Below are 11,245 nucleotides of genomic sequence, written 5' to 3'. Positions count from 1 at the left end.
GGTTTTCAGGCAAACGGGTCCGGCGGAAGGTCCTCGCCCGCCAGGCCGATGGGTCTGGGCACGCCAAGGTCGTCCTCGTCGTCCAAGACCTCAGCCTCGTCCGGGGCCACAGCCGGCGCGTTTGCCTGCAGGACCTCCGCGCCGGCGATGGGCCGGCCCGCGGCCAGCGCGCGTCGCTGGGCCGGCGACAGCGCCCCACGGACGCGTTCCAGCAAGGCGCCCACCTGGACGCCGGCAGCCAAGGCACCCAGGGCACCCTTGCCGTCCTTCCCGGCCCGGCCGGCCTCCTGTTCCTTGGGCGTCGCCCGCAGGTTGCGCAGGTGCCTGTCCACCACCCTGGACAGCAGCTCAATGTCCTTCGGCTCCAGAGCCTCCATGCCGTAGGTCAGCCGCACGTGGGCCGCGCCGGCCGCCAGGATCTGGCGCAGGTCCGCGCCTTTATTGAGCCCGGCGTAGTCGCGGTAAATGTCAGCCACGAACCCGACCAGGGACAACTGCCAAGCCGGGTCCTGGAAGAGGGACGGGACAACCACGCCCGCGGGCAAGTCCGGCGCCGGGACCAGGTCCTCCGGCTTGGCTTGGTGCAGGTAGCAGCGCATGCCCGCCATCGGGACCGGCTGGCGGCAAAGCCGGCCGTCCTCCAGCTCCCGGTTGCAGCGCGGGGACCGGCCGAATCCCCCGCGGGTTCCCGTGTCCACTTTCCCCGGTTCCGGCTTCATGCTGGCCTCCGCGTTGAAGTCAAGCTGCCCCAGCTCCAGACAGGCCGGCCGGGGCATCCAGGGCCGGCGGGCTCACGCTGCGTATCCCCAACCGTTTCTAGCTTCATTTTCCGCTCAATTTTCTTGATCTGACATCAACTTGAGGTCTTGTCAGGTTCAATTGTCAGTACCCTCAGACCGCGTTCAAACCTTCAGCCTGCGCTTCACCTGGGGCCGCTTCACCCGTTTGGCCGGCTGCCCTTCCGCCTCCACGGGGCGCTTGTAGGCCTGGAGTTTGGGGTTGGGCATGGTCTCGATGAGCGGTTCCAGCTCCGTCTTCAGTTCGGCAAGGGCCGTGGCGGTCACGCGCTGCTCGGCGTCTTTCATGACGGCGTCGAACTCAGTCTTGGAGATGCGGCCGATGCGTCGCAGGACCTGACTGACGGGCCGGTGGTAGACCTGGGCGAGGAGCTTGGCGACGCGGAAGGGATCGCTGAAGGTGGTCTCATTGTTGGCGCTGGTGCGGAAGAGGTGTGTGGGCGTCTCGATCTGCTCGCTTCCGATGAGGTGGATCTTCATGAGGTCGGCCATCTCCTCCTTCCGGGCGTAGAGGACCTTGGCGGCGTCGGTCATGCGTTCGTATTCGACGGCGATGGCGGACAGATCGCTGGCGCCGACGTGGGCCTGGGGCAGGCCGCGTGCGACCACTTCCCGCCAAAAGGGGCACTGGACCTTGTGGTCGCAGTAGGCGCAGTATTTGTTCAGCTGAGCGGGAAAGGTGCGCGACCCTTCGCAGCGGTGGACGAGGCAGGTGATCTGGTGGACGGCCAGCTGCAGGTCGCTCTCCGAGCGCGTGGTTCGCTGGGACAGGCCATGGCGCAAGAGGACGAACTCGAAGTCGACGGGCGTGTCGGGTGTGACGGCCAGGGCTTCGCTGTCGCGGACGGCCAGCTCGTAGATGGAGGCCTGGAGGGACTGCCTGAGCTCGTCCTTGGTGTAGAGCATGCGGTTGGTCTTGTAATCCTTGAGGCGCACTACGCCTTCGGGCGTCATTTCCAGGCGGTCGATGAAGCCGATGATGCGGATGTCTCCCAGGGGGTCTTCGATGACGAAGTCAAAGGGCCACTCCAGGCCGAGGATCTGGTCGGCGTAGAAGTCGCCGTTCTTCAGGTACTCAACAAGGATGGCCTGGGCATCGGCCAGGACCTGGCCGGTGTGGATGACGTCGCCTTTTTCGGGCTTCTCTTGGAAGGCCTGGTGGAGGCAGTCGAGGATGAGCTTCTGTTGGCGGAAGAGCCTGCCCATGTGGCGTGCTTGCTTGAGAGTCAGTCCGGCGAGTTCCAGCGTCCGGTGGCAGAGGGTGCCGAGGACGGCCGGGCTACTGGGGTCTGGCAAGGGCTTGACGTAGTCGGCGCCGTAGATCTGGGGGTCGAGGTACCTGGCCTTGTAGGCGAGGGGGCACCTGGCGTAGGTGTCCAGCCGGGAGAAGGACCAGTGCTCGTTGTGGACCTGGAAGCCATCGGGGAGCTTGGGGTCCAGGAGGGGCAGGTTAGGGCAGCAGGGCGTCAGAGGCGCCGCGTGTGGCGTCGTCATGGGAGGATCCTTCCGTGGGTTCGGCTGATGGCGTTCGCGGCGTGGTGGGGCGCGCCTGCGGCCGCGCGGCGGCGGCATGGGGGGACAGGAGGAAGACCGGCGGTTAGGGCGGAATTGCGGCGTTCGCCTTGGGAGTGACGAATCTCCCACCCTGAGGTGTTAGACCAAAGACCGCCCAAACCTGTTTTCCCAGGGGTGTCACCTTGGGTCTGTAAGACGAAAAAGCGACTTCCCGCGGGACTCTGCCCGCACTGGCATTTACTTCTTAAAAGGAGAAAAAAACTGAGTTCGTGCGGGCGGAGTCCCGCGGGTAGGTTTTTTGATTTCTCAGGGGGGGGTGACACCCCCATGGGATGTACTTTGGGCAGGACTTCGGGCTTTTTCAAAGCTACACGTTGGTTGCCTGTATTCGAACTGCCCGAAGGCAAACTCGGGCAGTCGGGCAAAATACTCCTGTCAGTTTGTATCACGGAATCTCCATTTCTGCCCGACTGCCCGGGTTTGCGATCGGGCACGTCCAGAATTCGGGTCCATGGTTCATCCACGGTCTGTCTCCTCTCGCCACTCGCGGATCAAACGCGCCGGCGCGTTTTCTGCCAGGCTGACCCACTCGTGGATGCGCGCGCGGTCACCCGGGTGAGTCGGCGCATTGACTCGATTCAGCCAATTCGAAACTGTGTTCCGGGGGTAGCCCAGCAGCCCGGCCAACTGCCTGGTGTTGAGCCCGATGTCCGCCTTCCGCGCGCTGAGTGCTGCCAGTAGGGGATCCCGGATCTTCCCGCCAGGCGTGCGCACGACGCGCGGCGCCCGCGGCCTGGGCGGCGGGCTGGCCGCGTCCCGGGCTTGGTGCTCGCGAAGGTGGTCGCCCAGGGCCTGTTCGATCGTTGTGACGCGCTGTTCCAGGCGCTCAATGCGTTCCAGGACTTCAATCTTGAACTCGCGCATGAACTCGGCAGCCTTGTCCATGCGCTCGTTGAGCCTGGCCATCTGGGCCTTGGTGTCGCTCATGAAGTCCCGCCTGAAGTGGTGCGCGCAGCCTGCCGCTGCAGCAGATCCTTCTTCCATGCCGCCTCGGAGAGCGTCAAGCGCACGGCATCATCGATGGGGGTTGATCTTGATGTGGCCGGGCTTAAGAGTGCGACCACGATGGCCTGGTAGCGATCCCAATTCTCCAGCAGCGTGTCACGCTGTTCGTCGTTCAACCAGTAGGGGATGTCGAATCGCATACTTGTCCGCCCTTTCAGTTCTGGCTGGCCTGGCAGGGCATGACATGCGGCACGCCGGCGGCATCCAGGACCTGGTGGGCTGCTGCAATCTCTTGGTGGGCCTTGCGGAGTGCCGTGGCCATCCGGGTGATGGAATCGGCCACGCTGGCGAGCTCGACATCACCTTCGCCCGGGCAGAGGATGGAGATGTCTGCATCGGCCAGCGCCTTCCGCGCGTCCACCAGCGCCTTGAGGGGATTGGCCGCGTCGCGTGCCATGGCCCGCTGGCGGACAGCCTGGCCCCATTCGATCCCCAGGACATAGGCTCGCCGGAGTTCGTCGTTGACGTATATGAGGCTTGCCATTTCCTTGGCTGCCAGGGTGTCCGCCTCCTCGATGACGAGGCCTTGTTCGCGCCCCGCGCTGTGGGCCGCGCAGATGTCTTTGATGGGTTGGGTGGTGCTCATGGTCGCTCCGGTTTTCAATGGGTGTTGAACGCTTCGCTGGCGGCGGCCTTGGCCATGCGCATTGCCATGCACACTTGCCGGATTTGCGCCAGACAATCGGAGAGCGGGTGATGCTCCCACTGGGCCATGTCGGGTGGGATGATCTCGTCAAGGGTGCGCACATCGCGCACCTGGCTGTAGCGCCAGGGGACCGGATCGCCTTGGGCCTGCAGCAGGTTCTCCAGGATGGTGATGTCGAAGTGGCCACGGCTCCAGACGCGGATTTCGCCGTCCTCGGCCATCAGGCCGTCCTCGACGTTTCTCACCACGTCAGCCAAGCAGCGCGGCTCGACGATCTCCGTCTGGTAGATCCCCGTGTCAGTGGCGTGATGGCGCGTGTCCACCAGCAGGTCGCCCAGCCCGAACGACTGCTTGGCCCACCAGTCCACGGTTTCGGCGCTGGTGGTCCGACCGGCCTGGATCTGCTCATCCACGGTTCGCCGGCAGTCGACGAGTGTCATCTCATTGAGTGTGCCGTTCAGGTTGAAACCCACGATGGCGATGGCGCGGATGACGGCCGTGGGCGCCGTGTCCCAGGTCTCGATGTCGATCATGAAATGGTGGAGCATTGGGGTCCTTTCGTGCTGGGTCAGGATGAGGGGTGGTTGGGACAGGGCCGGCTGCCCCAGATGAGCCGATTCACGGCGCGGCGGTCAGTCCATGCTCAGGCTGGTGGCCGGGATGTGTCGAGGCATGACCGGCGTGGTCCAGAAGTGCCCCGTGCCGGACCAGTAGACCTGACCCTCGTCGTTGACGTAGAGGACCCGCCAGTAAAGGTGGGCGGCAGCGGGCAAGGGCGTCGGGCAGTGCATGTTGGTGGCATGGGTCTCCACATCCACAAAGGGGTGGAGCAGGCCCTGGTTGTCGGCCACCTGCAAGATCCAGGTGTGGTAACCGGCCTTGGGCACCCATGCGAAGAGCGTGCCCTGAGTGGGGACGTGGCGCTGGCCCAGCATGGGCGTGATGAGCTCGGGCGCGTCCCAGGCGGCGCTGGTTCCGACCAGGACCAAGAGGAGCAGAGCGGTGCGGATGGCGTGCTTCATGGCAGGATCTCCGGCTTGATGGTTGTGGAGTGCTGACCGGGTCTGCCGGTGGTAGGCTGGGATCCGGTGACGAAACTGCACGCCTGCGTGGTGCGGCGGTTGCCCACCTTGTCTACCCAGGTGAGACGCCAGAAGTGGCGCGCGCTTGGCGCAAGGCCGGTCAGAAAGTGTTTGGTGATGCCGCCCGGGAGTACGGCCCGGCGGATGACAGGTGTGAACTGGGCGTTGGTGGAGACATCCAACTCCACGCGCGCCATGCCTGGCTGCGGGCGCCAGCGCAGCGTGATGCCGCCGGACGGCACGCCATGCTCACCATCGGGTGGGGCAAGCAGCTCCTCCTCGCGCGGCTGGATGCCCACCACCATGCCCTGCGTGCTGGTGAAGCTCCAGTTGCCCGGGGTGATGTCATCCAAGGTGTACCAGCCGTTGTAGGACCCGTTCCAGCCGAAGTTCACGTGCTTGAACCCGTCCGACCGCCAGCCGTCCAGGTTGAAGGCGTGCCCACCCTGGGCCCCTTGGCCGCGGTGGATGATGGGGCGACCGGCATCAAGCTCTTCCCGAATCAGCTCCTCCCAAATCTCCGGCGGCGTGCTCGCCCGCCACACCAGACGGGTGGTGTCGGCGAAGCGCAGGAAGCCGCGCAAGGCGACGGGGATGTTGCTGGAGCTGGCCGTGGAACTCCGGTAGCCGTAGTTCATGCGCGCGGCAACGCCGGCCATGAAGAGCAGGCGCGCTGCAGCGTCTGTGGCACCCTGGTCGGCCAGCGCCTTCCAGGCCGGCGTCTCCTCAAGAAAATCCAAGCTGATTTCGCCGTACTTGTCGTGCTCGTAGGACTGGATGTTTCGTCCCCGCCAAGGGTGGTGATGGTGATGCAGCACCTGGCCCATGGCCGTGGCCACGCAGCCCGCATAGGCGCGCCCCGCGGGGCCGGCCGCATCGATGGGACAGTGGGCGTTCCAGCCTGCGCCCTGGCCCCAGCGCGCGGTCAGGAGCGGCGGGATCACCTTGACTTGCTCTTCCTCCTGGGCGCGCCCACTTGTGTCCAGGAGGTGCTCCCATTTGGCGCGGTTGGGGTTGTCTCCGCCAGCGCGCTCCGGCGGTGCCTGCCGGGTGATGAGGATCTGCTGGCCCCAGGCGGCGAGAAGCTCGCGCAGGCCTTCCGGGATGTCTTCGCCCAGGCCCTGCAGGTCGCCATGATCCGCCCAGCCCAGGATCGGTTGGGCCTGCAGGTCGCCAGCGACAAGGACGGTGGTGATGCCGCTGGAAACGACGTGGAAGCCTGGGTGGTCGTCGTCCAGATCCATCGTCTCCAAGACGGTGACGCCTGCCCGACCGGCGGCTTGAGATTCGGGCAAGCGCGCCAGCCAGGCGCCGGCGGCCTGGGTGGCCATCTCCTGGGAAACGGGCTCAACACTCATGGTGTGGTCCTCTCGTTGTGGGGTGGCGTGTTGATGGAGCTGGCCGTTGCCGACAACCAAGTCGGGCTGTAGGGCGGCGCATCCTCTGGGGGGTTCGGCATGGCTGCGGGCCCGCTTGGCAGCTCCTGCCCGGGGTCGTCCAGGCCCATGTGTTGGGCGCAAAGGACTGCGTGGATCTGGCCGGACATGCGTCTGGCCGTGCTGCAGATGCCTTCGTGGGTGATTGGGCCATGGGCGTGAATGGCGCTCTTGAGGCTTCCCGTGACCAGCCGGTCCAGGTGCTGCCTGTCCATGGGCCTGCAGCGCACGGAAACCAGCTGGACCAATTCATGCCCAGGCGTGTCGCGTGGGACGTGCAGGGCGTCGGCGATCAGGGCCAGGTGCTCGGCGGCGGTGGGGCTGAGGGGCGCTGGGTGCCGGTGCATGCTCATTCTCCCGGGCTCCAGTCCTGGCCCCACGGGCGCCAGGGCCCATTCTTCTTCTTCAGCGCCTTGACCACCCTGGGGTCATCCGCGGGCAGGGTGCGCGCTGCCATCCCCTCGCTGATCTGCCGGCTGTTGTTCCAGACGATCTCCAGTCCATGCGCGCCATGGGGCCTGGCCTTCACCCGGCACAGCCAGCGGCCAATCCCGGGAAGCGTCAAGCCCTCGCCCGCGTCCAGCTCGTCCAGCATGTGGCGCAGCACGTCCAGCGTGTCACGCACGGCGCGCTTGGCGTCGAGGTCGGTGTAGCCATGGAGGGTGCGCAGCTGGGTGACGATGTCCTGGGTGGTCATGGGTCAGTTCCCGAAGGGGTCGTCTGGCTCGGGACCGGGGCCGGTGGTGTCCAGGTCCTCTTCCTCGTCCGGGTCGTCCTCGTCGAGGCAGGGCCGACTGGGTAGGGCGGCCGGCTCCGCGGGCTGGTCCCCTGCGGGCGCGTCCTCACCGTCCTCGGGATCTGTGATGGGGTGATAACTCTCTGGCGCGGGGCCCTGCCCAGCCCAGTTCAGCGTCACGCGACCGGTGGGCTCATCGAAGTCCGCGCGCCAGGGCATCTCGCCCGTGAACAGTGGCCACTTGGTGCGCATGGCGCTTAAGTCCTCCACCGGCTGGTGCAGCTTCTTGAGCTGGCTTTTCACCAGGGCGATGGTGGCCTGCAGCTTGATTACGTCGCGGGGCTTCTCGGCGAACTCCAGCTGGGTGCGAGCCTCGTCGGCCTCGCGCAAGAGCCCACCGAAGAAGCGGCCCCAGCCGGCGCAGCCTGTGAGCTCCTCCAGATGCTGCACCTCGTGGATCAGCCGGTCATAGGCCCTGCAATCGATGTCGGTGGGACCGCCCTTGCGGTCCTTGCCCGTGGTAGGGGTGGTCACCTGATTCAGTGGAACCACCTGGCCCTCGATGTCATTCTTGCCTCGGCGCATGGATCCTCCGATTGGAATTGGGATGTGGTCAGTTGGTCCTGGGCGTGCACAGGAAGGCCGCCGTGGCGGCGTCCAGGTGCTGGATGGCGTCGTCCTGCAGGGTGGTGTCCCGGGCGCCGGTGGGCTCCATCATGCGGATGAGCTCGCGCGCTGCGGCGATCTCCTGCAGCATCACCAAGGCCCGCGCGACACTGGGGGCCTGGGCCGCCCGCGTGTCCAGGCTGGCCCCTTCGGCCACGCGCTCGGCCAGGACGCTGGACTCCAGGACGCCCATCTCCCCGGTGCCTTGAATTGCCTCGGCCACCAGCTTGAGAGCGGCGGCCGCGGCCTCCGATGTCTGGGCGATGGCCTGAGATGCCTCCGCCAGCCCGCGGGTCAGGTTGGCGCGCCATAGTGTGCGGTCCTCGCACAGGGCACGGGCGATGCGGGTGCGGTGCCCGTACCAGGCAACTGCGGCGCAAGCAGCAGTCACGGCAAACAGGGCGGTGTTCATTGGGAGGCTCCTTCGGTGCAGGACAGGATGAAGGCAGCGACGTCGCGGGGGCGATACATGGGCGAGTTCCCAATGCGTGTGAACGGCAGACCTGGTCGCTGGGCAGATCGCCAGTTGCGTAGGGTCGCCTCCTTGATGCGCAGGACGCTGCCCACTTCGCTGGCTGTCAAGAGCGCGGGTGGCCTGACCGAGTAGCCGAGCTGTCTGTGGATTTCAACCACTATCTCGTCCACCGATTGCGGCTGTACGGGCGTCAATGCGCGGCTCATGCGATTGCGTCCTCGACGCAAGGGGCCTTCTGGAATGCGGCCTGGTTGCTGAGTTCTACGATGCCCAGGGTGGTGGCCCGGAGGAGGTGGGCGAGGTAGAAGCGCGGGTGGCGTTTGGAATGATTGGGCATGGCTGCCGCCTCCTTGGTCGTTTCCTTAGAAGGGGGCGGGAAATCAGGCCAAAGGGGACAGGGGTGGAAGAAAAAGGCAGGAACCTGGGGGCTACTTCACATCGGTGTCCACCCGCCAGTTCGTGGTGATAACCACGGTCATGGCTTTGGCTGGCCAGTAAAACGCGGCCCGGGGCTTAAGCCTCCCGGTCTCAACCTGCAGGTCTTCCATGAAGTCATGCAGCAGGATCATGCCGGCCCGGCGGAAAACGCGCCACGCCGCCATGCGGCCCGTCTGGCAGGAGCCGGCACGGTCGTGGGCTCGATGGGCAGCACGCACCAATTCGTCCAGCCAGACGTCCTCCTCGCTGGGCAGACAGCAGAAACGCTTGACGGCGTCGAGGTAGGTGTCACCACGCTCATCCTCGCCAAAGGCGGCCAGTACCTCCCAGTTCGTCCAGTGGGGGTCCAGGTTCCGCTCTTCCCGGGGGGGTGTTCCGGGTCCACGTTTCTTCTTGGCCGACGCCACTCACGTCTCCCGGTTGGCAAACAGCTCACGCTGGAGTTGCGAGGCCAGCTCCAGCACCCTGCGCATGTGGGGGCGCTCCAGCCTGCTGGGCCAGCCCTTTCGAAGCCATGCATTGTCCGGCAGGGTCAGCATGCGAAGGCGTGCGGCCTCAAGCCGATCCGGGTGCATGGCTAAGAGCCGGCGCAGCCGCACGGACAGCGGCTGCGCGGATCCTGCCAGGACCAAGACCTGGAGGCTGGACCGAAGGTGGGTCCCGATATTTGCCGGCGGGCTGCCCCGAATCTCCTCTCGCACGGCGCGCAGATCCTCTTCAAGCAGCATGGTCTGCTCGACCAACATGCTCTGGCGGCTCGCCCTGGCCAGGATGTTTCGGGCCCGGATGCGGGCGCCCCGACCGGCGTCCTCACCGTCCACTAAAAGGTCCCGGCGCACCAGTTCGGCGCGTCGGCGTGTCAGCCAATAGGCCGCGTGCAGATCGCTCGAATGGAAGCCTGCCAGCAGCTCCAGCAGCTTTTCCATGGGCAGCAGCTTCCGGCCCAGGATGGCCAGGATCTCCCAGGCCGCAGGGGTTTCGTGGTAGAGGGTGCCGCCGGTGACCGGCTGGCTTCGAAGGCCATCAGGCCGCATGGCTTTCCTCCTGCTGCTCGCCTTCTGCAGCCTGGCCCGCCACCTCGCCATCCTCGATGTGGATCCCGATGTGCTGGCTGGTGGCCAGCTCAAAGAGGACCAGGACGTCGTGCTCGGCCGCCCAGGCCTTCACGCGGTCCCGCGTCCGTTCGGTCATCATAGATGCCTCGCGCAGGGCCAGGAAGCGCAGACGCGGGTTCATGGCCGCGCCCATGGCCAGGGACACCTCCAGGCGCTCGGCGTCGGACGCCTGCTCAAATAGCTTCCCGCGGTACACCACGTCGCCCTCTTCGGTGATGGCCAGGTCGGGGATGGGGAACGTGGCCGAAAGCAGCACCTGGGCGATCTCGTCATTCACGGCGTCGATCCGGCTCGTGAGCTCTTCGCTCCTGCCCTGCAGGCGCTCGACTTCGGTCGTCTCCTCGGCGTACTTGCGTGCGGTGCGGGCCTGCTCGTTGTCGGTCTCGGCCGTCTGCAGTTTGTCGCGCAGGGCCTGCAGGCCTGGGTCCACCAGCGCCAGCACGGACTTCTTCTTCTCCTGGCCCAGCGCCACCAACTCCTCCACCCGGTCGCGCGCTGTGGTAAGCCGGGCCTCCAGGTCGGCCACCAGCTGCTTGGCCTCGGCGTGCGCGTCGTAGAGGCCCTGCAGCTCGCGTCGCACATGCTCATTGGCTTCCTCCTTCCGACGGGCTTCATCGATCTGGCGATTCAGCTCGGTCAGGCTGACCTCGGCGGGGACGTCCAGATCCGGTGGCTCCATCTCGTCCAGGCGCGCCTGGGCGTTCTTCAGGTCGCGGTTGATCCCCGTGCGCTCGTCGTAGATGCCCTGCCGCTTCACCTTCAGCGGGGTGATGCGGTCGCCCACGCCGGCCAGGTCGATCATGACCTTGTTGCGCTTCTTCTGGTCCATGCGCACGAACTCGCTGGGGTCGAAGCACAGGGTGTGGAAGAAGGTGTCCAGGATGGCTTGGGGGCTGGGAAAGCTGCCCTTGTCCGGGGTCCAGATCTTGAGGCCCCAGCCACCGTCGGCGCTGATAGTCCGCGTAATGCGGATCCGCCGCGGGCTGCCGGCACGGGCATCATCGGCCGGCGCCAGGTCCAGGGTGATGCTGGCCTTGTCCGCATCCTCATGGACCGGCACGCGCTCGTCCTCCAGCACCTTGGCGCCACCCAGCGCCGTCCAGATGGCTTTGATGACACTGGACTTGCCCTGGCCGTTCTCGCCGGAGAGCTCGGCCGCGTTGGCCTTCGGGTCGAAGGCGATGCGCACAGCCTTCAGCCGCAGGAAGTTCTCGGCTGACAGCCCGATGAGCCGGTAGCTGTCGGCGAGCTGGTGGGGTTTCTTCTCAGCCATG

16 protein-coding genes are annotated in these 11,245 nt (G+C 66.1%); all 16 read right to left on the bottom strand.

Annotation, left to right across the window (positions count from 1 at the left end; all coding sequences use genetic code 11):
* Positions 1-5 precede the first annotated feature (5 nt).
* Positions 6-719, bottom strand: a complete 714-nt coding sequence (locus tag WC326_12965) for a hypothetical protein (protein ID MFA7331973.1) — start codon at positions 717-719, stop codon at positions 6-8.
* Positions 720-902: 183 nt separating this feature from the next.
* Complete coding sequence (locus WC326_12960; GenBank protein MFA7331972.1) at positions 903-2,291, bottom strand: PD-(D/E)XK nuclease family protein; 1,389 nt, start codon at positions 2,289-2,291, stop codon at positions 903-905.
* A gap of 537 nt (positions 2,292-2,828) precedes the next feature.
* Positions 2,829-3,299 carry a helix-turn-helix domain-containing protein gene (locus WC326_12955; protein MFA7331971.1) on the bottom strand — a complete coding sequence of 157 codons (471 nt, stop codon included), beginning with the start codon at positions 3,297-3,299 and terminating at the stop codon, positions 2,829-2,831.
* The gene (locus WC326_12950) at positions 3,296-3,517 is read right to left on the bottom strand and encodes a hypothetical protein (GenBank protein ID MFA7331970.1); all 222 of its coding nucleotides are present in this window, start codon (positions 3,515-3,517) and stop codon (positions 3,296-3,298) included. Before WC326_12950 ends, WC326_12955 begins: the two co-directional genes overlap by 4 nt.
* A 14-nt stretch (positions 3,518-3,531) precedes the next feature.
* On the bottom strand, positions 3,532-3,963 hold the full coding sequence (locus WC326_12945) for a hypothetical protein (protein MFA7331969.1): 432 nt from the start codon (positions 3,961-3,963) through the stop codon (positions 3,532-3,534).
* Between the two features lie 14 nt (positions 3,964-3,977).
* A complete protein-coding gene (locus WC326_12940; protein MFA7331968.1) occupies positions 3,978-4,571 on the bottom strand; it encodes a 3'-5' exonuclease in 594 nt (197 codons plus the stop codon).
* An 84-nt stretch (positions 4,572-4,655) separates the two neighbouring features.
* Positions 4,656-5,045: a hypothetical protein gene (locus WC326_12935; protein ID MFA7331967.1), complete on the bottom strand. Its 390-nt coding sequence runs from the start codon at positions 5,043-5,045 to the stop codon at positions 4,656-4,658.
* Positions 5,042-6,463 carry a C10 family peptidase gene (locus WC326_12930; protein MFA7331966.1) on the bottom strand — a complete coding sequence of 474 codons (1,422 nt, stop codon included), beginning with the start codon at positions 6,461-6,463 and terminating at the stop codon, positions 5,042-5,044. The genes WC326_12935 and WC326_12930 overlap by 4 nt, the downstream gene beginning before the upstream one ends.
* A complete protein-coding gene (locus tag WC326_12925) occupies positions 6,460-6,888 on the bottom strand; it encodes a hypothetical protein (GenBank protein MFA7331965.1) in 429 nt (142 codons plus the stop codon). Before WC326_12925 ends, WC326_12930 begins: the two co-directional genes overlap by 4 nt.
* Positions 6,889-6,890: 2 nt before the next feature.
* Entirely contained in the window at positions 6,891-7,238 is a 348-nt protein-coding gene (locus tag WC326_12920; GenBank protein MFA7331964.1) for a hypothetical protein, read from the bottom strand.
* Positions 7,239-7,241: 3 nt separating this feature from the next.
* On the bottom strand, positions 7,242-7,862 hold the full coding sequence (locus WC326_12915; GenBank protein ID MFA7331963.1) for a hypothetical protein: 621 nt from the start codon (positions 7,860-7,862) through the stop codon (positions 7,242-7,244).
* A 28-nt stretch (positions 7,863-7,890) separates the two neighbouring features.
* Positions 7,891-8,355 (bottom strand): hypothetical protein, encoded by a 465-nt coding sequence (locus tag WC326_12910; protein ID MFA7331962.1) that lies wholly within the window; start codon positions 8,353-8,355, stop codon positions 7,891-7,893.
* Positions 8,352-8,624, bottom strand: coding sequence for a helix-turn-helix domain-containing protein (locus WC326_12905; protein MFA7331961.1), 273 nt, complete (start codon positions 8,622-8,624; stop codon positions 8,352-8,354). The genes WC326_12910 and WC326_12905 overlap by 4 nt, the downstream gene beginning before the upstream one ends.
* Before the next feature lie 222 nt (positions 8,625-8,846).
* Complete coding sequence (locus WC326_12900; protein ID MFA7331960.1) at positions 8,847-9,263, bottom strand: hypothetical protein; 417 nt, start codon at positions 9,261-9,263, stop codon at positions 8,847-8,849.
* Positions 9,264-9,890 carry a hypothetical protein gene (locus tag WC326_12895; protein MFA7331959.1) on the bottom strand — a complete coding sequence of 209 codons (627 nt, stop codon included), beginning with the start codon at positions 9,888-9,890 and terminating at the stop codon, positions 9,264-9,266.
* Positions 9,880-11,244, bottom strand: coding sequence for an AAA family ATPase (locus tag WC326_12890; GenBank protein MFA7331958.1), 1,365 nt, complete (start codon positions 11,242-11,244; stop codon positions 9,880-9,882). The genes WC326_12895 and WC326_12890 overlap by 11 nt, the downstream gene beginning before the upstream one ends.
* Between the last annotated feature and the right edge of the window lies 1 nt (position 11,245).

Source organism: Candidatus Delongbacteria bacterium (assembly GCA_041675285.1).
GTDB lineage: Bacteria > CAIWAD01 > CAIWAD01 > CAIWAD01 > CAIWAD01 > CAIWAD01.
The sequence above is the reverse complement of the archived record's forward strand: the minus strand, read 5'-3'. Positions and strand labels throughout refer to the sequence as shown.

Bases quoted from the DNA above. Each gene is read 5' to 3' on its own strand.
- WC326_12955 (MFA7331971.1), bottom strand. From the start codon at position 3,299: ATGAGCGACACCAAGGCCCAGATGGCCAGGCTCAACGAGCGCATGGAC.
- WC326_12940 (MFA7331968.1), bottom strand. From the start codon at position 4,571: ATGCTCCACCATTTCATGATCGACATCGAGACCTGGGACACGGCGCCC.
- WC326_12960 (MFA7331972.1), bottom strand. From the start codon at position 2,291: ATGACGACGCCACACGCGGCGCCTCTGACGCCCTGCTGCCCTAACCTG.
- WC326_12935 (MFA7331967.1), bottom strand. From the start codon at position 5,045: ATGAAGCACGCCATCCGCACCGCTCTGCTCCTCTTGGTCCTGGTCGGA.
- WC326_12925 (MFA7331965.1), bottom strand. From the start codon at position 6,888: ATGCACCGGCACCCAGCGCCCCTCAGCCCCACCGCCGCCGAGCACCTG.
- WC326_12945 (MFA7331969.1), bottom strand. From the start codon at position 3,963: ATGAGCACCACCCAACCCATCAAAGACATCTGCGCGGCCCACAGCGCG.
- WC326_12905 (MFA7331961.1), bottom strand. From the start codon at position 8,624: ATGAGCCGCGCATTGACGCCCGTACAGCCGCAATCGGTGGACGAGATA.
- WC326_12915 (MFA7331963.1), bottom strand. From the start codon at position 7,862: ATGCGCCGAGGCAAGAATGACATCGAGGGCCAGGTGGTTCCACTGAAT.
- WC326_12920 (MFA7331964.1), bottom strand. From the start codon at position 7,238: ATGACCACCCAGGACATCGTCACCCAGCTGCGCACCCTCCATGGCTAC.
- WC326_12910 (MFA7331962.1), bottom strand. From the start codon at position 8,355: ATGAACACCGCCCTGTTTGCCGTGACTGCTGCTTGCGCCGCAGTTGCC.
- WC326_12895 (MFA7331959.1), bottom strand. From the start codon at position 9,890: ATGCGGCCTGATGGCCTTCGAAGCCAGCCGGTCACCGGCGGCACCCTC.
- WC326_12965 (MFA7331973.1), bottom strand. From the start codon at position 719: ATGAAGCCGGAACCGGGGAAAGTGGACACGGGAACCCGCGGGGGATTC.
- WC326_12930 (MFA7331966.1), bottom strand. From the start codon at position 6,463: ATGAGTGTTGAGCCCGTTTCCCAGGAGATGGCCACCCAGGCCGCCGGC.
- WC326_12950 (MFA7331970.1), bottom strand. From the start codon at position 3,517: ATGCGATTCGACATCCCCTACTGGTTGAACGACGAACAGCGTGACACG.
- WC326_12890 (MFA7331958.1), bottom strand. From the start codon at position 11,244: ATGGCTGAGAAGAAACCCCACCAGCTCGCCGACAGCTACCGGCTCATC.